The sequence below is a fragment of the Flavobacterium sp. AJR genome (assembly GCF_002156885.1).
In the GTDB taxonomy this organism is placed as follows: Bacteria; Bacteroidota; Bacteroidia; order Flavobacteriales; family Flavobacteriaceae; genus Flavobacterium.
Map to the genome: position 1 here is coordinate 19,159 of NZ_NCWQ01000037.1, position 24,367 is coordinate 43,525.

The 24,367-nt window shown below is 32.2% G+C and carries 28 protein-coding genes; 12 read left to right on the top strand and 16 right to left on the bottom strand.

The window, feature by feature from the left end:
- The first annotated feature begins 1 nt into the window (after window position 1).
- The 5 genes from B8T70_RS11505 to nadD all read left to right on the top strand — a co-directional run bounded on the left by B8T70_RS11505 (window position 2) and on the right by nadD (window position 3,099).
- Entirely contained in the window at window positions 2-355 is a 354-nt protein-coding gene (locus B8T70_RS11505; RefSeq protein WP_086894937.1) for an arsenate reductase family protein, read from the top strand.
- Window positions 356-413: 58 nt separating this feature from the next.
- The gene (locus B8T70_RS11510; protein ID WP_039113187.1) at window positions 414-1,274 is read left to right on the top strand and encodes a YicC/YloC family endoribonuclease; all 861 of its coding nucleotides are present in this window, start codon (window positions 414-416) and stop codon (window positions 1,272-1,274) included.
- Between the two features lie 71 nt (window positions 1,275-1,345).
- Complete coding sequence (gmk, locus tag B8T70_RS11515; RefSeq protein WP_035617693.1) at window positions 1,346-1,918, top strand: guanylate kinase; 573 nt, start codon at window positions 1,346-1,348, stop codon at window positions 1,916-1,918.
- A gap of 61 nt (window positions 1,919-1,979) precedes the next feature.
- Complete coding sequence (locus B8T70_RS11520; protein ID WP_039113188.1) at window positions 1,980-2,402, top strand: DoxX family protein; 423 nt, start codon at window positions 1,980-1,982, stop codon at window positions 2,400-2,402.
- A gap of 115 nt (window positions 2,403-2,517) precedes the next feature.
- Entirely contained in the window at window positions 2,518-3,099 is a 582-nt protein-coding gene (nadD, locus tag B8T70_RS11525; RefSeq protein WP_039113189.1) for a nicotinate (nicotinamide) nucleotide adenylyltransferase, read from the top strand.
- Window positions 3,100-3,158: 59 nt separating this feature from the next.
- Here nadD and B8T70_RS11530 read toward each other — a convergent pair whose 3' ends face one another.
- The 9 genes from B8T70_RS11530 to B8T70_RS11570 all read right to left on the bottom strand — a co-directional run bounded on the left by B8T70_RS11530 (window position 3,159) and on the right by B8T70_RS11570 (window position 10,344).
- A complete protein-coding gene (locus B8T70_RS11530; protein WP_086894938.1) occupies window positions 3,159-4,628 on the bottom strand; it encodes a nicotinate phosphoribosyltransferase in 1,470 nt (489 codons plus the stop codon).
- 16 nt (window positions 4,629-4,644) lie between these two features.
- Window positions 4,645-5,376, bottom strand: a complete 732-nt coding sequence (locus B8T70_RS11535; protein ID WP_086894939.1) for a metallophosphoesterase family protein — start codon at window positions 5,374-5,376, stop codon at window positions 4,645-4,647.
- Window positions 5,377-5,378: 2 nt separating this feature from the next.
- The gene (locus tag B8T70_RS11540) at window positions 5,379-5,921 is read right to left on the bottom strand and encodes an RNA 2'-phosphotransferase (RefSeq protein ID WP_086894940.1); all 543 of its coding nucleotides are present in this window, start codon (window positions 5,919-5,921) and stop codon (window positions 5,379-5,381) included.
- A 21-nt stretch (window positions 5,922-5,942) separates the two neighbouring features.
- Window positions 5,943-6,470, bottom strand: a complete 528-nt coding sequence (locus B8T70_RS11545) for an NADAR family protein (protein WP_086894941.1) — start codon at window positions 6,468-6,470, stop codon at window positions 5,943-5,945.
- A 3-nt stretch (window positions 6,471-6,473) separates the two neighbouring features.
- Window positions 6,474-7,295 (bottom strand): TIGR02452 family protein, encoded by an 822-nt coding sequence (locus B8T70_RS11550; protein ID WP_086894942.1) that lies wholly within the window; start codon window positions 7,293-7,295, stop codon window positions 6,474-6,476.
- Entirely contained in the window at window positions 7,292-8,119 is an 828-nt protein-coding gene (gene prs, locus B8T70_RS11555; RefSeq protein ID WP_086894943.1) for a ribose-phosphate diphosphokinase, read from the bottom strand. The genes B8T70_RS11550 and prs overlap by 4 nt, the downstream gene beginning before the upstream one ends.
- Window positions 8,120-8,192: 73 nt before the next feature.
- Window positions 8,193-8,885, bottom strand: coding sequence for an NUDIX domain-containing protein (locus B8T70_RS11560; protein WP_086894944.1), 693 nt, complete (start codon window positions 8,883-8,885; stop codon window positions 8,193-8,195).
- A 114-nt stretch (window positions 8,886-8,999) separates the two neighbouring features.
- On the bottom strand, window positions 9,000-9,344 hold the full coding sequence (locus tag B8T70_RS11565) for a PKD domain-containing protein (protein ID WP_242667455.1): 345 nt from the start codon (window positions 9,342-9,344) through the stop codon (window positions 9,000-9,002).
- A 94-nt stretch (window positions 9,345-9,438) separates the two neighbouring features.
- Window positions 9,439-10,344, bottom strand: a complete 906-nt coding sequence (locus B8T70_RS11570; RefSeq protein WP_086894945.1) for a LysR family transcriptional regulator — start codon at window positions 10,342-10,344, stop codon at window positions 9,439-9,441.
- 87 nt (window positions 10,345-10,431) lie between these two features.
- Here B8T70_RS11570 and B8T70_RS11575 point away from each other — a divergent pair, with 87 nt between their 5' ends.
- The 3 genes from B8T70_RS11575 to B8T70_RS11585 all read left to right on the top strand — a co-directional run bounded on the left by B8T70_RS11575 (window position 10,432) and on the right by B8T70_RS11585 (window position 13,812).
- Window positions 10,432-11,196 carry a type 1 glutamine amidotransferase domain-containing protein gene (locus B8T70_RS11575; RefSeq protein WP_165763206.1) on the top strand — a complete coding sequence of 255 codons (765 nt, stop codon included), beginning with the start codon at window positions 10,432-10,434 and terminating at the stop codon, window positions 11,194-11,196.
- Window positions 11,197-11,310: 114 nt separating this feature from the next.
- Window positions 11,311-12,468 carry an iron-containing alcohol dehydrogenase gene (locus tag B8T70_RS11580; RefSeq protein WP_039117950.1) on the top strand — a complete coding sequence of 386 codons (1,158 nt, stop codon included), beginning with the start codon at window positions 11,311-11,313 and terminating at the stop codon, window positions 12,466-12,468.
- Between the two features lie 348 nt (window positions 12,469-12,816).
- Window positions 12,817-13,812 (top strand): NAD(P)H-dependent glycerol-3-phosphate dehydrogenase, encoded by a 996-nt coding sequence (locus tag B8T70_RS11585; RefSeq protein WP_086894946.1) that lies wholly within the window; start codon window positions 12,817-12,819, stop codon window positions 13,810-13,812.
- Between the two features lie 226 nt (window positions 13,813-14,038).
- Here the strand turns inward: B8T70_RS11585 and B8T70_RS11590 are convergent, their stop codons facing one another.
- From B8T70_RS11590 to B8T70_RS11605, 4 genes are all read right to left on the bottom strand, one after another.
- Window positions 14,039-14,446, bottom strand: a complete 408-nt coding sequence (locus B8T70_RS11590) for a hypothetical protein (protein WP_086894947.1) — start codon at window positions 14,444-14,446, stop codon at window positions 14,039-14,041.
- 79 nt (window positions 14,447-14,525) lie between these two features.
- A complete protein-coding gene (gene pheS, locus B8T70_RS11595; RefSeq protein WP_039113263.1) occupies window positions 14,526-15,545 on the bottom strand; it encodes a phenylalanine--tRNA ligase subunit alpha in 1,020 nt (339 codons plus the stop codon).
- A gap of 182 nt (window positions 15,546-15,727) precedes the next feature.
- Window positions 15,728-16,177 carry a hypothetical protein gene (locus tag B8T70_RS11600; RefSeq protein ID WP_242667456.1) on the bottom strand — a complete coding sequence of 150 codons (450 nt, stop codon included), beginning with the start codon at window positions 16,175-16,177 and terminating at the stop codon, window positions 15,728-15,730.
- Between the two features lie 175 nt (window positions 16,178-16,352).
- Window positions 16,353-16,709 carry a hypothetical protein gene (locus B8T70_RS11605; protein WP_039113210.1) on the bottom strand — a complete coding sequence of 119 codons (357 nt, stop codon included), beginning with the start codon at window positions 16,707-16,709 and terminating at the stop codon, window positions 16,353-16,355.
- 288 nt (window positions 16,710-16,997) lie between these two features.
- Between B8T70_RS11605 and B8T70_RS11610 the strand changes: the two genes are divergently transcribed.
- The 3 genes from B8T70_RS11610 (at window position 16,998) to B8T70_RS11620 (ending at window position 20,450) form a co-directional block, all read left to right on the top strand.
- Window positions 16,998-17,537 carry a CvpA family protein gene (locus B8T70_RS11610; protein WP_086894949.1) on the top strand — a complete coding sequence of 180 codons (540 nt, stop codon included), beginning with the start codon at window positions 16,998-17,000 and terminating at the stop codon, window positions 17,535-17,537.
- A gap of 248 nt (window positions 17,538-17,785) precedes the next feature.
- Window positions 17,786-19,582 carry a translation elongation factor 4 gene (gene lepA, locus B8T70_RS11615; protein ID WP_039117945.1) on the top strand — a complete coding sequence of 599 codons (1,797 nt, stop codon included), beginning with the start codon at window positions 17,786-17,788 and terminating at the stop codon, window positions 19,580-19,582.
- 253 nt (window positions 19,583-19,835) lie between these two features.
- Window positions 19,836-20,450 (top strand): outer membrane beta-barrel protein, encoded by a 615-nt coding sequence (locus B8T70_RS11620; protein ID WP_086894950.1) that lies wholly within the window; start codon window positions 19,836-19,838, stop codon window positions 20,448-20,450.
- Window positions 20,451-20,632: 182 nt separating this feature from the next.
- On the opposite strand, the gene B8T70_RS11625 is transcribed toward B8T70_RS11620, so the two are convergent.
- A complete protein-coding gene (locus tag B8T70_RS11625) occupies window positions 20,633-21,787 on the bottom strand; it encodes a hypothetical protein (protein WP_086894951.1) in 1,155 nt (384 codons plus the stop codon).
- Window positions 21,788-22,155: 368 nt separating this feature from the next.
- Between B8T70_RS11625 and B8T70_RS11630 the strand changes: the two genes are divergently transcribed.
- Window positions 22,156-23,115, top strand: coding sequence for a YafY family protein (locus tag B8T70_RS11630; RefSeq protein ID WP_086894952.1), 960 nt, complete (start codon window positions 22,156-22,158; stop codon window positions 23,113-23,115).
- Between the two features lie 61 nt (window positions 23,116-23,176).
- On the opposite strand, the gene B8T70_RS11635 is transcribed toward B8T70_RS11630, so the two are convergent.
- Together B8T70_RS11635 and B8T70_RS11640 are read right to left on the bottom strand one after the other, a co-directional pair.
- Window positions 23,177-23,677: a DinB family protein gene (locus tag B8T70_RS11635; RefSeq protein WP_039113216.1), complete on the bottom strand. Its 501-nt coding sequence runs from the start codon at window positions 23,675-23,677 to the stop codon at window positions 23,177-23,179.
- 83 nt (window positions 23,678-23,760) lie between these two features.
- The gene (locus tag B8T70_RS11640; protein ID WP_039113217.1) at window positions 23,761-24,240 is read right to left on the bottom strand and encodes a DinB family protein; all 480 of its coding nucleotides are present in this window, start codon (window positions 24,238-24,240) and stop codon (window positions 23,761-23,763) included.
- Window positions 24,241-24,367 lie beyond the last annotated feature (127 nt).

Genomic DNA, 24,367 nt, shown 5'->3' on the forward strand with positions numbered 1-24,367 from the left:
TATGAACAAAATATACTACCTCGCTTCTTGCGATACTTGTCGTAAAATTATAAAAGGATTACCTAAAGATAATGACTTGGTTTTTCATGACATCAAGCAAAATCCAATTACTGAAACTGAGCTTGAGGAAATGCACCAACTATCTGGTAGTTACGAGGCTTTATTTAGCAAAAAGGCCCAATTATATAAATCTATGGATTTAAAAAACAAATCCCTGACCGAAGCCGATTTTAAGAAATACATATTAGAACATTATACTTTCTTGAGCCGACCTGTCTTTATTATTGACGAAAAAATATACATTGGCAACTCGCAACAAAATATCTTACAGGTAATGAGGGTTTTAACCAAATAACCATCATCAACAATACACCAAATATTTCATTATCTTTGCCCCTCTATATCCAATTTATATGATACAATCCATGACAGGGTTCGGCAAAGCTTCTTTGCAATTACCAACAAAAAAAATTACTGTAGAAGTAAAATCGTTAAACAGTAAAGGTTTAGACCTTAATGTGAGAATGCCTTCACTTTACAGAGAAATGGAGTTGGGTTTACGCAATCAGATTGCACTGAAACTAGAAAGAGGTAAAGTCGATTTTTCTATTTTTATCGAAAGTACTTCCGAACAAACATCTACGAAAGTAAATGTTCCTATCGTGAGAATTTACATCAACCAACTGAAGGAAGTTTATCCTGAAGCTGATGAAACTGAATTAATGAAAATGGCTATTCGTATGCCAGATACATTAAAAACGGAACGTGAAGAAATTGATGAGAATGATTGGGAACAAATTCAAACTGTAATCGAAGAAGCTTTACAAAACATCTTGAATTTTAGAAAAGATGAAGGTGAATCTCTTGAAAAAGAATTTCAATTACGAATAGGTAATATCCGTCAGTACATGACAGATGCTTTAGCATTAGACCCAGAACGTGTTCAGGCTATTAAAGACCGTTTGCAAACTGCAATTTCTGAACTTAAAGTAAATGTTGATGAAAATCGTTTTGAGCAAGAACTTATCTACTATCTAGAAAAACTAGATATAACTGAAGAAAAAGTACGCTTGACCAATCATCTTGATTATTTCCTTCAAACTATCGATGGTACTGAAGCCAATGGTAGAAAATTAGGTTTTATAACTCAAGAAATGGGACGTGAAATCAATACTATGGGTTCTAAGTCTAATCATGCTCAAATGCAAAAATTGGTCGTGATGATGAAAGATGAACTTGAGAAAATTAAAGAGCAGGTTTTGAATGTTTTGTAAAAACTAGAAACCAAAAAAGATATACTAAATAAAAGCTTAAAGCGTAATGCTTAAGGCCAAAAGCATAAGTAATGAAAAAAGGGAAATTAATCGTATTCTCAGCACCTTCCGGTTCAGGAAAAACAACCATCGTTAGACATTTATTAAGTAAAGAAGATTTAAACTTAGAATTTTCTATTTCAGCAGCCTCACGTGAACCTCGCGGAGAGGAAGTTCATGGAACTGATTATTACTTTATTTCATTAGAAGAATTTAAAAAGCATATTAAAGCCGAAGATTTCCTGGAGTGGGAAGAAGTGTATCGTGATAACTTTTACGGGACTTTAAAAAGCGAAATCGAACGCATTTGGGCTTTAGGAAAAAATGTTATTTTTGACATTGATGTTTCTGGAGGATTACGTATTAAACATAAATTTCCTGAAGAAACTCTTGCCGTTTTTGTAAAACCACCAAGTATCGATGAGCTGAAAATTCGTTTGAAAAAACGCTCGACCGAAAGTGAAGACAAAATCAATATGCGTATTGCAAAAGCATCTGTAGAACTTGCAACTGCTCCGCAATTTGATAAAATCATCAAGAACTACGATTTGGATACTGCCAAAGAAGAAGCTTACCAACTGGTAAAAGAGTTTATTAATAAATAAGATCACGCTCTAAAAAGCAATATAAACGCCAATTATTTTAAAAATAAAAAACAGTACTATTATGAACAGATTATTTCAGGTAAAAAGAAGCGAAAACAAAGTCGATTTTATTATTCTTATAATCCGATTATCAATTGCAACATTGATGATTTTTCATGGTTTACCAAAGTTAAATACACTTTTAGCCGGAGGTGAAATTCAATTTCCGGATCCTCTGGGAGTAGGAAGTACGTTTTCTTTAGGTCTTGCTGTTTTTGCCGAAGTTGTTTGTTCATTTCTTATTGCAATAGGTTTAGCAACAAGATTAGCTTCGATTCCTTTAATAATAACAATGTTAGTTGCTGTATTTGTTGTTCACGGAGCTGACCCAATCGATGTTAAAGAAATGGCGATTTTATATCTATTATTTTATTTACTTCTTTTTGTAACAGGAAGTGGTAAATTCTCGATAGACAATTTCATTAGTAAAAAGAGTCGTTTTTAAGCTTAACAGCTATTATTTTAGAACAATTTGAAAGTAAAAAAGACAAAACCTCATCCAGTTAAAATACTGATGTAGTTAAAGCTATTTAATCTATCAAACAAAAATTACCTTTTTTATGAAAATTGGTCTTTATTTCGGAACTTTCAATCCCATACATGTTGGGCATCTTATCATTGCCAATCACATGGCAGAACATGCCGATTTAGACCAGGTTTGGATGGTAGTTACACCACATAACCCTCTTAAAAAGAAGGATACATTACTAGACGATTACCATCGTTTGCAAATGGTTCATTTGGCTACAGATAGTTTTGATAAATTAAAACCTTCGGATATTGAGTTTAAACTCTCTCAGCCTAATTATACTGTAAATACATTAGTTCATTTACAAGAAAGATATCCTAATCATGAATTTTCATTGATTATGGGCGAAGACAATTTGAAAACGCTTCATAAATGGAAAAACTACGAAGTAATTCTACAAGATTATGACATTTATGTTTATCCAAGAATTTCATCTGAAGTAGAAAATTTAGAACTAAAAAATCATCCTAAAATTCATTTAATAGATGCGCCAATTGTAGAAATATCTTCTACTTTTATTCGTAATAATATTAAAGAAGGAAAAAATATTCAGCCACTATTACCCGAGAAAGTCTGGGAATATATTGACCACAATAATTTTTATAAAAAGTAATTTGTAGTAAAAACAAGAAAGCCTAAATGTAAATTTCATTTAGGCTTTTTCTTTGTTAGTTAGCTTATAACAAGCTCTTCTTTTTTTACATTATTTCGAATCTCAGTTAATGAGTGGTCGATTAATAATTTTCCATCCCTAAAGACTTCTTTTAACTCTCCTTTACCCTCTTCTTCCCAAGAAACATTATCTGTTAATTGATATACACCATCTACTAGGTCAATTTTCATTAATCCTTTAGCCGATTTTTTAGTTCCATCATCAGTAATTGGATCTTTAAAGATCGCTCTTCCTTCTCCGTTTACTTCACCATAAGTCGCTTTCATCGCAAAACCAAAAGTATCTCTGGTATTGTATTGATACGTAAACGATCCAATTCCTAAAACCACATTTGTAGAAGCAAAACCTTTGGCTTTTAATCTTTCGCAAATTTGAGTCGCTCTCGCTACAGTAATACTATCACCATATATTGCCCCAATTTGTGGTACTAATTCTTTATATCCTTTGCTATTTGTAGTTCCTCCAAAAACATCCCAGATTAACTCAATAACACCTTTCTTTTCTTGTTCTGTCTTACCGTTTGGGTTACCACAAATAATGTCAACAGGATCTCCACTATCAGGTCTAATTACTACTTTACCTTCTCTAGAAAGAATCTCTTCTTTTAATCGAGGCAAATAATCAGTTAACACTTTCCATAAATCCCAAGTGTCAGAAACGATAGAAACAATTCCTTTAGGATACACTTCGCAAATTAATCTTTTAAAAGTTTCGCATTCTCCCTCAGTAGTTCCCATACACATTACAGAATGTTCTGTTGCAGCTACAGATCCAGCAACTAGTTCAACATCGGAATTAGCGTTATAATATTCCTCTAGAAAATCAATTGCAGGAATTGTGTCAGAACCTGTAAAGCTTAATAAATGTCCCGCAGATGAAGTTACCGCAGCTTCTATTCCTCCCATTCCTCTCATAGAGAAATCATGTCCTTGCCAATCTACAAACTCTGGAACTGATGAAGTTTCTTGTGCGTATTTATCAAGTACAACTCTATATTGTTTAGCAATTGTTGCAGAGTTACAAGGCAACCAAACTACTGCTGAAAGTAATGTTTCAAAATAATTTGTTAACCAAAAAAACTCTGGGATTGTATTATACATCGTAAACATAGGCACACGAACCGGAACGCTTGCTCCTTCTGGCAATGCTTTAAAAACCATCGGTATATATCCTAAATCATGTAAATCCTCAATATGTTTGGTTCCAACTTGGTTTTCGCCTAAATAATTATTGATTCTACGAGAGTATTTTTTTATAACTTCCTCTTTTGGTTGTTTAAAAAAGTATAAATCGAAATCCTGAATAATATATTTTTTGATAAAATATTGTAATCCAAAAAATACAACCTCATCAACTCCTTCGATTCTAGATTTTCTTGGTGTCCAGTTAGAATATACTAATGATGTTCCTGTTGGATATTGTCTTCTGTGGTCAACTTTGTAACCATCTGTTAATAATAGTGGGTTCATGGTTTTATTGTTATTATTATTTATTTCTTCCTTTTTCGTTCGGATATAATTCCTGAACTATATTACTTTGCCAAACTGTTTTTGTCTCAATATCCATACAGGATAATTTCCCGTAAAAAGCAGCTCCTGTATCAATATTCCAAACATTACAGCCTTGCATAGGAACTTGAATATTGTAATTTAATGTTGGTGTATGACCTATGTATATTTCTTCGTAAAGTAATAATCTTTTGGGGTATAAAAGCGAATCTTTTTTTATTCGTTTATCCATTATCAAGGCCATTTCCCATAATGTTCTGTCCCAAGAATAATTACTCGAATAATGTTCCTTTTCTGGGCCGTGCATAGATGAAAATCCTGCGTGAATAAATAAGCGATTTTGCTCATCGACATGATAATCTTTCATACTTCCGAAAAAGGACAAATGCTCCATTATTTTCTCAGTAGCATAATTTTCATAGCTTTTTATAGTCGCCTTTCCTCCGTGTTGCAACCAAATATTATTTGGTCTTCCTGACTGTAACCATTCTTGACACCAAATATCATGATTTCCTTTAATAAATATACAACTATGTGTTTTATTCAATTCGATAAGAAAATCAATTACCGCTGCAGATTCGCTCCAACCATCAACATAATCTCCTAAAAAAATCAACCTATCATTTGCATGGATATTGGTTCGCTCCAAAAGTTGAATTAAAGCTCTTAATCCGCCATGAATATCTCCAATTACCAAAGTCTTTTTCATGATTAAAACTCTATATATTTTGCAGGAACAGCATCTGTTAACCAAACATTATTTTCAGACAAATAAAATTTAAATCCGTCTCTGTGCATGGCACCGCTTCTAACGCTTAGAATCTGCGGGGTTCCTCTTCTTCCCCCCACTTTAATAGCCGTTTCTCTATCCTGGCTAAGATGTACGTGTTGACGACTCATTTTCTGGAGTCCTTCTTTTTTGATACTATCCATAAACTTCCCAACTGTTCCGTGATACAAAAACTCCGAAGGTTCAGCTTCATTCAGGTTTAACTCAACCGAAATTGAATGCCCCTGACTTGCTCTTATTTTAGTTTTATCTTCATTAAAAGCAAATCTTTTCTTATCGTTATTTTCTACTACATAATCCAGAAGTTCTGAATCTAATGTATTTCCGTTTTTCGAACATTTTGCAATCAATTCTTCTACATCTGCCCAACCATTTTCATCTAGTTTTAAATTTATGGTTTCTGGCGAATGTCTGAGTACTAAACTCAGGAATTTGCTAATGCTTTTTGCTATTTTTTCATTCATGATTTCTATGAGATATTATTTTTACTTCAATTCATCTCTAACTTCCATCAAGGCAAAACCCAAAAGATTCAACCCTTTCCATTTCGCAGGATTCATAACATCTTTATGATCACTCGCCATCCCGATTCCCCAAATTGCATCGACAGGACTTGCTTCTACTAAAACTCTGTCTTTTGTATTTAACAGAAAAGTCTTTAATTCCTCATTTTGACTGAATTTATGGTAGTTCCCTTCTTTTACAATTTCAAATCTAGCGGCTAACCAAAGAGTTTCATTATAATTCTTTACTTCTCTTCCCAACTTTTTAGCTTCGGCTGGAGAATTTGCTTTAATAATTTTTGGTAAAACTTCATTGTCTTTAAACAGTTCGGCTTTTTTAGCCATCATCCAATGTTCTGCCGTTTTGTAAACTACTTTATCAACTTCAAAAGAACTTAACCACCACTGACTGAAACACGTTTTAGAGATACTTCCGTCTTTATTGGGCTGATGTCCCCAGAAAAATAAAAACTTACTTTCCGATGTTAGGTTTTCTATAATGTATTTCATGATTTATTTTTTAAAAGTATCCTCAAAACACTTAAAACTTGATTTTTTTTCGGAATTACTAAATATTGCAAAGACTATTTTTTTAAAAGCACCTGCGTATTTTTCAGTAATAATTTCCTTGAACAAATGTGCTACATCTTTGGTTTCATTTCTAAAAACGCCACAACCCCAAGCTCCCAAAATTATTGTATCCCTTTTTTGCTTTAAAGCAATTGCCAAGACTTTATCCATTCTGTTTTTAAAAACCTCTTCTGTTGCAGCAATTTCTTCTTTCCTATTATGTTGCAGCATCGCGCCTTTGTTTGGCGCTGGAGATGTGATAATGTCTGCAACTAATGGTTTTTCAAAATGATTTCCGCTATCATCATTCCAAAACAAGACATTCGGACTATAAATCATGTAATCTGAATATAGAAATGAAGACTCATTTCTATTAAAATCATACATCGCTTTATTTTTGATCTGTGTTTCATAAAGGTTTGAAGATCTCGCCAGACTTTCTTCCTGAGCCGAAGCACCTCCTAAAAATCCACCGCCTGGGTTTTTTGCAGAAGCAAAATTCAAGACGCAAATTTTGCCGTTTTTCTCTTGAACAATTGCTTCAATTGTAGAACAATTTTTCGTTATAATCTCTGTTTCAAACTTATTTTCAATTGGAGTTTTCAAGATTGCATCCCAATCGTTTGGCTCAATTGTAAACGTATTTTCTATAGATTCTTCAAGTTCTTTATCTATGACAATCTTTTCCCCTTTATATTCATAAAAACCATTCTTTATGATTTCTAAAGTTTTATTTGCTATTTCTACTCTATAATTTTTATTCATAATTCTAATTTTATCACTTCAACACTTTCGCCTTCAAAATCTTTGAAAGAGTTTGTTGTGAATATTTTATCGAAACAATCTAAAACTTCAAAGCCTTTATTGAAAATTCCATGGCTTACAGCTAGATATAATTTCCCTGCGTTTTTCTTTTTTAATTCTTCTGCTAATCCTACAAAGGTTCCCCCTCCATCGCAAATATCATCTACAATAAGACAATCCATTCCTTTTAAGTCTTCTTCATAAACTTTAAAACCAGATAATCTTCCAGTTTTTACATCACGACTTTTGCTACATTCAACAACATCTACTCCACCTAAAAATTCTGAAACTTTGTAGATTTTTTTCAAAGCACCACCATCAGGAGAAATCAATTTTACATCGTTTCCTATCGTTTTAATTACTGCTGCTATAAAAGTATGATTCGGAATTACTTCGCAATTGTTTACCAAAGCTGGTGTAACTTCTGAATGTGCATCAAAAACAAATACTTTGTTTAATTGCATTGCGTTTATAATATCTGCGTATACTTTTACAGATAATGGTTCTCCTTTTATCATTACACGATCTTGTCTTGCTGCGGGGAAATAAGGAATAAACAAATCAATAACTTTTACGTCCATTCTTCTTAAAGCATCAACTGTTAGGCATAACAATCCTAAATCGTTGAATGAATTTAATCTATGTGTGATTGTAATTTTTTGATTGACATCAAAATCAGGATTAATTTTGATATGTGGTTCTCCTCCAGAAAAAGTAAAGCTTTTAAAATCTATTTCTTTTTGTCCTGTAAAAGGGCTAAAATTTGGGTCTAAATTAAGTATCATAGTTTTTTATTTTGCGTTAATTATACGCAAATATACATTTAATATTTATACGAACAATTATTTTGTGTAAAATTTACGCAAACTTAATTTCAAAATGGAATCCTTCCTTCAATAAGTCATTGTATTTCTGCTGATTGAACTTAAATAATTTTGCGGGCCTTCCCGTTTTATTAGGCGAAAAATTATCTGTTTCCTGAATAATCCCGTAGCTTAAAATCTTTTTTCTGAAATTTCTTCGGTCTATTTCTTTCTCCAAGATTGTACAATACAAATTCTCCAGTTCTGAAAATAGAAACTCTTTTGGCAACAAATCAAATCCGATTGGTTCGTAAGTAAGTTTTGCTTTTAAACGCTCAATCGCTTTTTTTAGAATTAAATTATGGTCAAACGCCAAAGCAGGAATAGCATCCACTTGAAACCATTGTGCATTATCTGCATCAGAATCGGCTTTAACTTTTAACTTCGAAGGATCTACCAATGCAAAATAAGCAACAGAAATTACCCTGTTTCTCGGATCCCTGAAAACATCATCACCGAAAGTAAATAATTGTTCAAAGTGATTTACCTTAATATTAGTTTCCTCTTTTAACTCACGCTTTACAGCTTGTTCTAGTGATTCATCATTTTTTACTAAACCACCAGGTAAAGCCCAATACGATTCTTTAGTTCCAAATTTTTGCTGAATTAAAAGCACATATAATTGATTGTTCTGGTATCCAAAAACAATCGCATCAACAGCAACTCTAATATTTTGATTTTCTATCATAACTCTAATGCGTAAAATTTACACAAATATAACAAAGAAGAGTCAATTTTATAATTTATGCTATTGCAATAAATTATAAAATTGACTCTTCTAAATATGTTTTCTTCCTACTTTTTAATTTACCGTTATACTTTTCTTTGGGCTTGTAGTACAACTGCCCCCATCTTTGGAAATAGTTACTTCCGCTGTAACTTCAAATGTTCCGGCAGCACTGTAAGTATGTGCTACTGATCCCGTAGTAGTGCTTATAACTTCAGAAGGAGATCCATCTCCAAAAGTCCATTTTACAGAACTTATCGTTTTACTTCCATAATATTCTATAGAATAATTAATTTTCTTTGAATCAGTTTCATCTTCGGAATGTTTTAATTTCATTAAAATTGAATCTCCTAAGCAATCTACTATTGCCTCATCTTCGCTCTTACTGCATGAATTACTCATAAAGACTACAGCAATCATTATTAAAATTATTTTTAAATTATTCATTTTTCAAAAATTAAGTTGTTTAGCCATCAAAATTATTCTTTTAAAAATAAAAAATAAAGGATTACGGCTAAAATATCTTACTAAAAAACAACTTTAATTCTGTAGCAATAATTTCAAAAATCGGACTCAGGTTACTGTTTTTTCCTGATAACAGGAAAACATCAATACTTGGCATTTCCTTACTATCCCATAATAACTGTAGTTTACCTTCCTCAATCAATTCTTTTGCATTGCAATTCCAGGTTATCCCAATTCCGCTATTTTTAGAGAGTACTCTAAGCATTTCACTTTCATTAGGAATAATATAATTAGGAACCATCGAAGGTCTTTTTTTATTAAAAACATGCAGCCAGAATAATTTAACATGAGGAATTCGTGCATCATGACTATACCATTTTTGCTCATTAAGCCATTGTTCTATTTCAGAGGATTCTTTAGTTTTTAACTTCTGCTTAAACTCATTTACCTCAAGTTGTGGGGACGAAACCATAACTAATTTAATTTTTCCAACAACTTCCTGAATAGTATCAAACGTATCAAATTGCTTGGTAATAATTGCAAAATCAAGTTTTTTGGCATCTACTAATTCAAAAAGAGTATCATTATCATTAAAACTAAAATCGATAAAATCAAATTTAGATATTAAGACACTACCTAAGCTAGCAAACAGGTTTTTAGAAATGCCTACAGAAATTAATCGATTTGCATCGGATGCCTTTGCGCGAAACCCATTCTCTACGTTTTCGAGACGGTCAAGCGCATCTATAATCAAATTATTAAGTAACTTAGCGTAATCCGTTGGTTCGACTCCTTTTGATTTTCTGTTAAAGAGTTTATAACCAACGTGTGCTTCTAACATTGATATCTGCTGGCTAACTGCGGGTTGACTAATAAAAAGCTCTTTGGCAGCCAAAGAAAAATTGCCGTTTTTATATACCGATTTAAACGTTCTGTACCATTCTAGACTAACCATGATATAAATATATTTATCACAAACATAATTTATTTTATTTTTACTAATACCTTAATTGCTCTAATTTTGTATCAAATAAAATACATTATGAAGAAAATCGCTCTATTTGTTATTATCGCATTAACTATAAATTGTGCTAAAACTACTGCGCAAAAAGTAAATAAAAAAAATATGAAAAAAGTATTATTTGTTGTTACTAGTCATGATAAGCTGGGTAACACAGGCGAAAAAACCGGATTTTGGACAGAAGAACTTGCAGCGCCTTATTATGCTCTTGCAGATAAAGGAGTTGAGATAACAATAGCAACACCACTAGGAGGGCAACCACCTATAGATCCTAAAAGTGCAGACCCAGCATCGGCAACCGAAGACACTAAACGATTTGATGCAGATAAAGTTTTATTAGAAAAATTAAAACATACCATAAAATTAACCGATGTAAATCCTGCTGATTATGACGCTGTATTTTATCCTGGTGGTCACGGTCCTTTGTGGGATCTAGCCGAAGACAAAAACTCGGCAGAATTAATCTCCGCATTTTACACACAAAATAAACCTGTAAGTTTTGTTTGCCACGCTCCTGGAGTTCTTAAGGATGTTAAGGTAAATGGGGAATTTTTAGTAAAAGGAAAAAAAGTTACTGGCTTTTCTAATGCCGAAGAAGAAGCAGTAGGATTAACAAAAATAGTTCCGTTCTTGCTTGAAGATGCATTACAAAAAGACGGTGCAATTTATTCTAAAGGACCAAACTGGGAACCATACGCAGTTGAAGATGGATTATTAATTACAGGACAAAATCCTGCATCATCAAAATTGGTAGCTGAAAAATTATTACAAAAATTAACTAAATAAGATACTAAGGCACTATCCCGAGGCTTCGGGACTAAGTTGCTAAGACTTAAAAGTCTTTTTTTTTTAACTTAGAACCTCAGATTCTTAGCATCTCAGAAACTTAAAAAACAAACTATGTTAAACTTTGAATTATACAATCCGACAAATCTAGTTTTCGGAAAAGGACAAATTGAAAAACTAAAAGACCTTGTTCCTCAAGGGGCTAAAATATTATTAGCTTACGGAGGTGGAAGCATCTTTAAAAACGGAATTCACGAGCAAGTGATTAATAATCTAAAAGGATTTGATATTGTAGAATTTGGTGGAATTGAACCAAATCCGCATTTTGAAACTTTGATGAAAGCTGTTGCAGTTATTAAAGCCGAAAAAATCGATTTTATCTTAGCTGTTGGTGGTGGATCTGTAATTGATGGAGTTAAATTTATTTCGGCTGCTGTTAATTTTGACGGAAACCCGATTGATATTCTTCAAAAACGTTTATTGATTAAAGAAAATGCAGTACCATTCGGGACAGTTTTAACATTGCCTGCAACGGGAAGCGAAATGAATTCTGGTGCTGTAGTAACTATCGAGTCTACTCAGGAAAAATTGGCTTTTGGTGGTAGTGCTTTGTTTCCTAAATTCTCTATTTGTGACCCAACTGTTATTGCTTCTTTACCAAAAAGACAATTACAAAATGGTGTTGTAGATGCTTATACGCACGTAATGGAGCAATACTTAACTTATCCTCATGAAGGATATTTACAAGATAGAATTGCCGAAGGTATTTTACAAACTTTAATAGAAATTGGTCCAAAAGTAGTTGAAAACCCTACTGATTATGCACTGGCTTCAAACTTTATGTGGAGCTGTACAATGGCGCTTAACGGATTAATACAAAAAGGTGTACCAAGCGATTGGGCAACTCACATGATTGGTCATGAATTAACTGCTTTGTATGGTATTGATCATGCAAGAACATTGGCAATTGTTGGCCCTAGTTTATATCGCGTAATGTTTGAAACTAAAAAAGGAAAACTAGCACAATACGGAAGACGTATTTTTAACCTAACGGGTTCTGATGATGAAGTTGCAAAAGAAGCAATTAACCAAACAGTAGCCTTTTTCCATACTATGGGAATGGATACTAAACTATCTCAATATACAAACGACTATGATAAAACAGCCGATTTTATAGTAAATCGTTTTGAAGAAAGAGGTTGGAAAGGTTTAGGAGAAAACCAATTGGTTACTTTAGATAAAGTGAAATCGATTGTAGAAATGAGCTACTAGTCGCAGTATTTTGTCTTAGTTAAAAACTGAAAACTAAAAAAAGGCGTTCTTAAAACTTATTAAGGACGCCTTTTTACAATACTAAAACAAAACTAACTAACTCAATTCTTTGTAAATTCATTTAACTAAAATTCTAATTCATAAACTACTACAACGTAAGAATCAGCTACTTATTGTATATTTTGTAAAAAAAAATTATTTTTTTCTTATTAGAATTTAAACTAATAAAAAACGAGATAGTTTCTGTATATTTTGATATGTATTTTTCATACCAAAAGCGTTTGTTAGCATGAATTTTTCGTACTATTCGTATAATATTAGTACTTTTGATAAAAATTAATAATTATAATGAGCGAAAATTTAAAATTTGCAGTAATTGGTGGTGGAAGCTGGGCAACCGCCATTGCAAAAATGTTATGTGTAAATCTTTCCGAAATTTCGTGGTACATGCGTAATGACGCTGCTATCGAACACATTAACAAATACAAACACAATCCGAATTACTTAAGTTCGGTAGAGTTTGATACTACTAAATTAAAGCTTACTAATAATATAAATGAAGCCGTAGAATATGCTGATTATATTATTTTTGCTATTCCATCGGCTTTCCTAAATGCCGAATTAGAAAAATTAACAGTTTCACTAGAAAATAAAGTTATTTTCTCGGCTATTAAAGGAATTGTTCCAGAAACAAGTTTAATTGTTGGAGAACATTTTCATATAAAATATGATATCCAGTATTACAACATTGGTGTTATTACAGGACCTTGTCATGCTGAAGAAGTTGCTCTTGAGAGACTATCTTATTTAACAATTGCATGCGGAGATTCTACTAAAGCTAGTGTTGTTGCCAAGAACTTATCTGGAAATTATATAAAAGCCAAGATATCTGATGATATTATAGGTACTGAGTATGCTGCAATGCTTAAAAATATTTATGCAATTGCTGCCGGAATTGCCCATGGCTTAGGTTATGGCGATAATTTTCAATCGGTTATAATGAGTAATGCCATTCGTGAAATGAAAAAATTCATTAAGAAAGTGCATAAAATGAAACGTAACATTAATGACTCTGCTTATCTGGGTGATTTATTAGTTACAGGATATTCTGTTTTTTCTAGAAACCGAATGTTTGGAAATATGATTGGAAAAGGTTACACTGTAAAAAGCGCTATGATGGAAATGAGCATGATTGCCGAAGGGTATTATGCTACCAAAAGTGCCTATAAACTAAACCAAGGTTATGGTGCAAAAACACCAATTATCGATGCCGTTTATGCTATTTTATATGAAGGTAAAGATGCTAAAACTGTTTTCAAGAAACTTACTGATGTATTGGATTAGTATTTAGTTACAGTTTTCAGTTTCTGTTTGCGGTGAAAAATAGTAACAGTAAAAACAGTGGAGGTTTTCAGTCTCAGTTTGTGGTGAAAAATAAAAAATATAGAGTATCTACTACTTTAAAAGAATAAAAAAAGAGTCAAAGCGATTTATTTCGTCTTGACTCTCTTTTTATTTATTTGAACCTCTTTACTGTTTTACTGCAACTGAAAACTGAGACTGAAAACTTCTACTTCACTATAACGCCATCTACAAACAAGATAGGCACTTCTTCACAGAAATCTTCGTGTATGGAATGTGCTTTAAAAATATATTTCTTGTCGTATAATGTGTTTCCGATAAAAAAAGTAACCATAAACTCATTGTTTAAAGCTAATACACTTTTTTCTACCATTTCGATCTTTACTACTGAAACCGATGGAACCTCAACAAAGGCATGACGCAAAAGTGACGTTTTTTTCATTTCGCCATCGATTGTTCCAAAAGCTTTTGAAACGACCATTACACTTTCAATATTAAAATCACTGTCATTGACAAGATAAGCATACCATACTTTCTCCATAAAATCGTCGCTCCATTCCTGAACAACGGCCATAAAAATATTCTCTACTTCTGGAATAATTATATCTTTTTTCATAGTTGTAAAAAGTTATAAAGTCATAAAGTCGAAAGCTTCATGTTTTGAAACTTTCGACTTTACAAATTTTGGACTTAAATTATATGTTTGATTTAAATTGCTCTAAGAATCTAACGTCGTTTTCGTAAAACATACGAATATCACCAATCTGGTATAACAACATTGCGATACGCTCTACTCCCATACCAAATGCAAAACCATTATATTCTTCTGGGTTGATATCACAATTTTTCAATACGTTTGGATCTACCATTCCACATCCTCCAATTTCTAACCAACCTGTTCCTTTGGTGATACGGTAATCGGTTTCGGTTTTTAAACCCCAATAAATATCAATCTCGGCGCTAGGTTCTGTAAACGGAAAATATGACGGACGTAAACGGATTTTTGATTTCCCGAACATTTCTTTAGTAAAATAAAGCAATGTTTGTTTTAAATCGGCAAACGAAACATCTTTATCAATATACAATCCTTCTACCTGATGGAAGATACAGTGTGATCTTGACGAAATAGCTTCGTTACGGAAAACACGTCCTGGAGAAATAGTACGAATAGGCGGTTTATGATTTTCCATATAACGCACCTGAACTGATGATGTATGCGTACGCAACAAAACATCAGGATTTGTTTGTATAAAAAATGTATCCTGCATATCACGTGCCGGATGATATTCCGGAAGGTTTAATGCCGTAAAGTTATGCCAATCGTCTTCGATTTCCGGACCTTCGGAAACGTTAAAACCAATGTTAGCAAAAATATCTATAATTTGGTTTTTCACGATTGATATCGGGTGACGAGAACCAATAATTACTGGCTCGGCAGCACGAGTTAAATCTCCGTAAATACCTTTAATTTCTTCTTTGCTTTCTAAAGCTTCAACTATTGTTTTTACTTTATCTTCCGCAGCTGTTTTTAAAGCGTTTATAACCTGTCCAAATTCCTTTTTCTGGTCATTTGGTACCGTTTTAAATTCAGCAAAAAAATCGTTTAAAACACCTTTTTTTCCAAGAAATTTAATGCGGAATGCTTCTAACTCTTCCTTATTTTCAGTTGAAAAAGCTTGAGCTTCCCCAATATATTCTTTTATCTTATCTATCATTTTCATTCCGTAATTGAGAATACAAATTTACATAATTTGTTTCAAGTTTAAAGTCTAAAGTTTAAAGTTTCCTTTGCAAATCGTAATAATATTAACAAATAAAACGAGTAAGCCTGACAAAAATATAAACTTGATTAAAGTAGTAATCCATTTTCTATTGCAAAAACAAGTTTAATCTATAACTATTTTATCAAACTTATTTTACTTTCAATTTCCTTTACTCTATTTAACCAAAAGGTTATTCCTTCCTGATTCTTAACAATTTCTTTTTTAGAATTAGATGAAACCTTACCTAATTCATGCCAATTTTTTTGATAATCTTTCTCTCTTTCCTGTTTATTGGTAGGCTCTGTTCTTGAACGCCAAAAATTAATATTCTTAAGATAAGTATCTCTTAAGTTTTCAAAATACTCGATTAATTTTTCTTTAGAATTAGGTATATAACCTGGTCCGCTACATCCGCAAGAATGAAATGCAATTCCAACTGAATACAGACTTTTAATATGTTCCCATTTTTTTACATCATCTTTTTTAGGTGATTCAAAATCAAGTCCCATATTAGCCATTAATTCTCCACATTCTGGACACTTTGCTTCCTGAACAGATTTCTCTCCTCTTTCTATATCAGACATCAATCTTCTTTTAAATGTCTTACGACAATCAAAACAAGCGTAATGTGGCTTATAGGAAACCATTGCGTATCTACACATATTTTTTTAGTTTACAGTAGCAGTGTTAAGTGTTCAGTCGCGTTTTACAGTTTAGCACACGCTGAAAACTGAGACTGAACACTGAATACTAATAAAACTACTCTATAAGTTTTCTTTCTAAAAAGTAACTCACAATTGCTTCTTTCATTAAAACCGATTGTTCTCCCGCTTTTAATGGTGGTAATTCTTCTTTTACCTTATAATGTGGCCAACCTTCCTCATCAAAAAACTCAAATTCATAAAAACCATAAGGCTCTAATAACCTACAAATAGCAATATGCATGAGGTTTAATTTTTCGTCTTTTTTAAATTCACGATGTAATTTCCCTAGTTCTTGTACTCCAATTAAATAAATTATGGAATCTAAATCTAGGTTTTCTCCTTGTGAAAATTGATCGGAAAGTATATTTACAAGCTGTTCCCAGCGTTCTTTAAGTTGTGCGTCTCTTGACATTTTTATAGGTGTGAATTATGAATTATGAATTATAAATTCAAAAGTCATAAAATTTAGTTTGCAAAGATACGGACTTCAAATCCAAACACCTTAAAAAATTAAACGTATAGATTCATAGATTTAACGTTCTAAAAAGGATCATTTTGAGACAATGCTTTTGTCTATTGATTCCGAAAAATCAAAAACATCAACATTTAAAACCTCTGAACCTTTGCATCTCTGAACCTCCGAACCTAAAAAACAGATAATTCTTCTATATTTGCGCCTTTATTAAACAAAAACAGGAATATGAGTTTTTTCGATATGATTTTGGGTGTTTTATTGGCATACGGTTTATACCAAGGTATTAAAAACGGGCTTTTTGTAGAAGTTGCTTCTTTTATCTCTTTATTACTTGGGATTTACCTAGCAATAAAATTTTCGTCTTTAATGAAAGAAATCATCATGAAACATGTATCATGGAACCCAAATACAATCCAGATTACAGCTTTTATCCTAACCTTTATTCTAGTAGTTATCGCAGTATATTTATTAGCTAAATTTTTAACCGGAATTGCTGATTTTGCTCAACTGGGATGGCTAAATAAACTAGGCGGAGGTCTTTTTAGAATTCTAAAAACGATTCTTATTTTGAGTATTGTTTTTAGTCTTTTCGAAAAAATAAATTTCAATCATACTTTTGCAAAAAAAGAAACATTAGACAAATCGATATTTTATAATCCGATACAAAAAATAGCTGGTTTTATTTATCCATCTATAGAAAACTGGTATGATACGTTAAAGAAAAGCGAGGCCGAAAAAGAGTCTTCGGCAACTAAAGAATCATAATTATTCTTAGATTATAAAAACACTTGTTTTGCTTTAAACTTAAATTTTAGAATAAACATTCAAGAGTGTAAAAAACAGCCGAATCCATCTTTTATTTCTTAAAGATTCAACAATAATACATCAAGATTCTACAATCCAAAAGTTTGCATTATCTTTGCCGATTAATGACGCGCCTGTATGGCACAGCCATACTATAAAATCACAACAAAAAATACTTAAACTCGTATAGAGAATTGATATAAAAGAAAATGAAAAATATACGTAACTTTTGCATTATTGCACACATTGATCACGGAAAAAGTACACTTGCCGATCGCTTACTAGGCGCAACACAAACCGTTACTGCACGTGAAGAAAAAGCGCAATTGCTTGATAATATGGACTTGGAACGTGAACGCGGAATTACCATAAAGAGTCACGCCATCCAGATGGAATATACTTATAAAGGAGAGGAATATATCCTGAATTTAATTGATACTCCCGGACACGTTGACTTTTCATACGAAGTTTCACGATCAATTGCTGCCTGCGAAGGGGCACTTTTAATTGTTGATGCTGCACAAAGTATACAAGCTCAAACAATTTCAAATTTATATTTGGCTCTGGAAAACGATTTGGAAATTATTCCAATCTTAAACAAAGTCGATTTACCAAGCGCAAATCCTGAAGAAGTTAGCGATGATATCGTAGATTTATTAGGATGTAAACTAGAAGAAATTATTCATGCCTCTGGTAAAACAGGTTTAGGTGTCGAAAATATATTAGCAGCAATTATCGAAAGAATTCCTCCTCCAAAAGGAGAAATCGATGAGCCTTTACAAGCTTTGATTTTTGACTCTCACTACAATCCATTTAGAGGAATTGAAGTTATTTTCCGTGTAAAAAACGGACAAATTAAAAAAGGGCAAAAAATTAAATTCATGGCCACAGGTAATGAATATTTTGCTGATGAAATTGGAACTTTAAAATTAAATCAAGTTCCAAAAAGTGTTATTTCCGCAGGTGATGTTGGTTATTTAATTTCTGGTATTAAAGAAGCTAAAGAAGTAAAAGTTGGGGATACCTTAACGGATGCGAAAAACCCAACAACTAATATGATTACTGGTTTTGAGGATGTAAAACCAATGGTATTTGCTGGGATTTATCCTGTAGATACAGAAGATTACGAGGAGTTACGTAACTCGATGGAAAAACTACAATTGAACGATGCTTCATTAGTATTTTTACCTGAAAGTTCTGCGGCTTTAGGATTCGGTTTCCGTTGTGGATTCTTAGGAATGTTACACATGGAGATTATTCAGGAAAGATTAGAACGTGAGTTTAATATGACTGTAATTACTACAGTTCCTAACGTTTCTTACTTGGCTTATACCAAAAAAGAACCTACTGTAGGATTTGTGGTAAACAATCCTTCTGATTTACCAGAACCATCAAAATTAGATCACGTAGAAGAACCTTATATCAAAGCAACAATTATCACCAAATCTGATTTCGTAGGTAATGTTATGTCTTTGTGTATAGAAAAACGTGGTTTAATTACCAACCAAACATATTTAACTACCGAAAGAGTTGAGTTGACTTTTGATATGCCTCTTGCCGAAATTGTATTTGATTTTTATGATCGTCTTAAAACGGTTTCAAAAGGATATGCTTCGTTTGATTACGCACCAATTGGAATGCGAACTTCAAGCTTAGTAAAAGTTGATATTTTATTAAATGCTACAATTGTCGATGCTTTATCTTCTTTAATTCACGTAGATAATGCTTACCACATTGGTAAAAAAATGTGTGAAAAACTAAAAGAATTAATTCCACGTCAGCAGTTTGATATTCCGATTCAGGCAGCAATTGGAGTAAAAGTGATTTCTCGTGAAACTATAAAAGCATTACGTAAAGACGTTACTGCAAAATGTTATGGTGGAGATATTTCGCGTAAGCGTAAATTACTTGAAAAACAGAAAAAAGGTAAAAAACGTATGCGTCAGGTAGGAAACGTTGAGATTCCTCAAGAAGCATTTATGGCTGTTTTAAAATTGAACGACTAGTTTTTTTATTTTAGATAAAAGAAGAAAGAGAATAGAATATAGATGAACCCAATAACTAACGTTATTGGGTTTTTTTATGCTCTTTTAAATCCCTACGGCCCACAAAACCTAAATAAACCACTACATATCAACGCATTGTTAATTAAATAATGGATAAAATCTCACTTTATTAAGTATTTATTTGTAAGTTTTTAATTATTTTTACATATATGAATTAATCAGATTTTATTTAAACAATTTAAAAGCAATGATTATGAAAACAAAAATCACAACACTTGTAGCGTTATTTACATTTTGTTTTGCAAACGCACAACAGAAAGAAGTAGAAGAAGAAGTAAAAACAGCAAAAGGAGTTCAGTTCGAAAAAGGAAACATGTTTATTGAGGGTTCAATTAAAATCAACACTGGAGGTCAAGCCGATTTTTACGGTTTCAGTCCAAAATTCGGGTACTTCTTAGATGACAAAATAGCTATTGGAGCTAAATTAAATTATTCTGACAACAAGATTAAAACACCCGAATCAAAAACTACTGTCTTTGGAATTGGTGCTTTTGCCAGATACTATTTTTTACAATTAGATTCTAAACGTTTCAAAGCATATGGTGAAGCTGGACTTGGATATGGTCGTAACAGAGTAGAGACTCCTTTAATTGATGATACAAGCAATAGTATTACTGCAGATATTAATGTAGGACTAAACTATTTTGTTACAAGAAACATAGCTGTAACTTTTACATTAGCAAATGTTCTATCTTACAACAGTGTTTCACCTGAAAACGGACCTTCTTCAAACACATTCCAGTTAAACATTAACTTATTTGAGAATGTTTTCGACCAACCTCAATTTGGATTACTTTATAAATTTTAAATAAATAATCCGATTAACGAAATAAAGGCAACCTTATAAGGTTGCCTTTATTATTTTATCATTTCTGATTTTTTTTTTAATCCCACAATCTTCAAAGGGCAGTTATGTTGTTATAAAATTGAATAACTTGATTTTTTTTTTAAATAAACTGCACAGAAGCTTACTGCTCAACTATTCAAATTTCAATAAATAAATGGTGAATTTACCTTACCGTCTCTTATTGACCATACGGTCCATCCACGACGATCTCTTACTTCTAAGCCTCCTAGATTAGTCAGAGTTATATAAGAACCTACAGACCCCGTTTTACCTGTTGTTTCTGTACTCCATAATGCCTTCGTTCCACCAAAATAAGTTGCGAAATTACCGTCAGTCTGCATATCAACATGTGCAATATCCCCTATACCCCCTGTTCCAATTCTATTTGTTTGCCAAATTATTATCCCTCTCTCTTCAAGCACAAGATTTCCATTTTTCTTTAATGTTAATGTATACCAATAATTATTAGAAATAAGAAACTCTCCCGCTTTTAAACTTTGGCCTGAGGCCAATCTGTCAGTAATAATAGAAGTCGGGGCGGGATATAATGTTGCCGCTGATACTTTATCTTCATTCGATAAAACATTATTCCAAGAAGAAGAATATCCATTAAAGGTCAAAAAGCTTGGAAAAGAGTAAAGCATAATCGATTTCTCATCAAAATTAGTATAGTCTACTGTAGAAGTTGAAAATTTATTTAGAATATTATGGTCAACTTCTGCCTTATCCCAACCTGCCAACGCATAATAATTATATGCTGCAGCTGCATTCCATTGGATTGGTGCTGTAGGATTTTGATGCTCATGCGCAAATCCTAAGGCATGTCCAAATTCATGAATGATAACACGACTAAATTCCTCTTCAGAAGTACTATTATCAAACCATCCAAAGTTCATTGATGGTGAATTCTGTGCGGTGTTATAACATCCAACGCCAATGCTAGACCAAGATCCCTGATCACCATTCCATTTGAAACTAATTTTAATTGCAGCATCACCAAATGTCACCCATTCATACTTTAGATTTGCATGTTGTAGCCATACACTAGCATATTGCTTCACTTTATTCTGTAAATAAGTATCTCCATTCAAAAACTTGATTCTTATAGTCTGCCCTGGCATCCAGTAAGAGCCTTTATAGGAAACTCTTCCTGTGGGACTTACATCAAAATCAGGTTCTATTGTTGTACAAGATCTAAAAGGAGTTATTCCTAGTTCATCATTTGAAAATGATTCTAAAGATTCACTATTGCAGGAAACTAATATTGCCAAAAACAATAAGATAAGATACTTTTTCATAATAATTTAATTTTTAAAATTAAGTATAAATATAAGTAAATATTTACACATGTTAAAAAATTAACAAAAAAAAACACCTTAACGTACAATAATACAAATCCTGAAAACGGATCTTCATCTAGTAGTTTTGAGCTAAACATCAACCTATTTAATAATATTTTTGCACAACCTAAATTTGGATTACTTTATAAATTTTAATACTAGTTTAGAAATCTACTCTAGGTTTTAGAAAATAAAGTACAGCATATAGAAAAGCCCAATAACTTTCGTTATTGGGTTTTTTAGTTTAACAGTTTTATAATTTAAAGCAATAAAAACGAAACCTTTGTATCTTTGAACCTCTGTACCTATAAAAACTCAAAAGAAAAATGCTCGATGAATCCCCAAAACGATTTGACCGAATTGTTGCAATTCTTATTCAGCTACAATCTAAAAAGATTGTAAAAGCACAAGAACTAGCCAATCGTTTCGAAGTAAGTTTAAGAACAATTTACCGTGACATTCGCACTCTAGAAGCATCTGGCGTTCCTATTTATAGCGAAGCTGGTGTTGGTTATGCTTTGATGGATGGTTATCGATTACCGCCAGTTATGTTTACCCGAGAAGAAGCTAGTAGTTTTATTGCTGCTGAAAAATTGATGCAAAAATTTACTGATACTACTTTGGGAAATCATTATGCTTCGGCAATGTATAAATTAAAATCTGTGCTTAAAAGCGACGATAAAGATTGGGTTTCTACAATTGAATCGAGTGTTTTAATGCAATCTACCGAGAAACTTTTTAACGATAAATCTCCAAATACACTCACTTTACTTTTTGAAAGTATTGCCGAAAAGAAACAAGTTATTCTTTCTTATCAAGCTTTTACTTCAGACGGAATTACAGAAAGAAATATTGAACCAGTTGGCATTTTTCATGATCACAATAATTGGTATGTTATAGGATATTGCCATTTGCGCACCGATTATCGCCAGTTTAGAACAGACCGTGTACATAGCATAAAAAAAACAGAAAAAGATTTTACATTAGAACATGATTCTCTTGAAACTTATTTGAATAAAAATGAAACTATCCCAACTACCAAAGTGCGCATTCTGATTGATAAAAAGATAGCAAGATATTTATCGCACGAACGAAAATACCATGGTTTCATCTCCGAAAAAGAAATCGATGGGAATATCGAGATGACTTTTATGAGCCGAGATATTGAAAGTGGCTTTCCGCGTTGGTTCTTAATGTTTGGAGATTACGCTACAATTCTGGAACCTGAGCGATTAAAAACACGAACTTTAGAGTTATTAGAAATTAACAGACAAAGACTTTTATAAAAAAACTCCTAAAATGAGATTTCATTTTAGGAGTTTTTTCTATATCAAATATTCGTAATTTTTATTGCTGAGCATGAACAACATTATAAAAATTATAATCTGTATTTGATGCATCTGTAATACCAATATTACGACCAATTGTAACTATCTGCCCTCGATGATACGTACCATGGTTTACAACCTGCAATAAATAATCACATATTGGCAACTCACATTGAAACCAAGGACTTTCAATTTTAATTTTTCTGGATAATTCTTCTTCTGAAAGTGATTTGATATATTCAGACAAACGAGCTGATCTATTTACTAATCCTTCAAATATTTCCTTAGTTATCAATTCTGTGTTTTCTCTTTTATCAAATTCAGAAGTCTCTGCTATTATCGAATACCAATATTCTTCGGTTGCCCAAATATGATTGAGTGTTTTAATAATACTAGAATAACTCGAAGCTACTTCTTTATGAAGCAGTTCGTCTGATTTTACAGAAAGCCAATTAACAAATTGCTGATTTACCCATAAATTATAGTCTGCATAATTTGTCATTATTTTTTTTAAGCTCATGATAATTTATTTTAGTTTTTCTGAATAAGAATTGATTTGAAAATATAATTTGATTGATGATTGAAAGGATTATTTAATTCTAATTATCTTTCCCAGAAAAAAGGAGGCTCAATACCTAATGCTCTTAGATAAACATACCCTTGTCCGCGGTGGTGCACTTCATTATCGATAAAATATAAGATATTCTGAACGATCGGAAATTCATATTGTCCAAACAAATTAAAATTTTCACTAAAATCTTCTATCTTTAATTGCTCCCAATATTTATTAATCTCATCGGTAGATTCATCCCATTTTTCAAGGTATTGCGCTTTAAAAATTAATTTCTCTTCTCCTTCTTTAAAAGGCTGACTGTCTCGATTTACGATACTTTTTAAGGCTGGTGCCGCAATCGCCAAAAGTTCATCTGTCAATTTTGAAAAAGGACGCATTCCGCCAATAGAAAATTCAAAGAAATCTTTTTCAGGAAAAGCTTCAATTACATGACGTGTCAATGCGCGATGACCTTGCCAATGTTTTAATAAATCTTCTGGAGTAATAACTTGTGCTGCTAGTGTTTTCATAATTTTAAAGTTTTGATTTTTTATTACTTCAAAAGTAAATCGAGTCGGTGACAACAGTTTGTCAGTAGTGATTTTATTTTTTAAAATTATTTCAAAAATAAAACATAAACAACTAATAATCAAACAT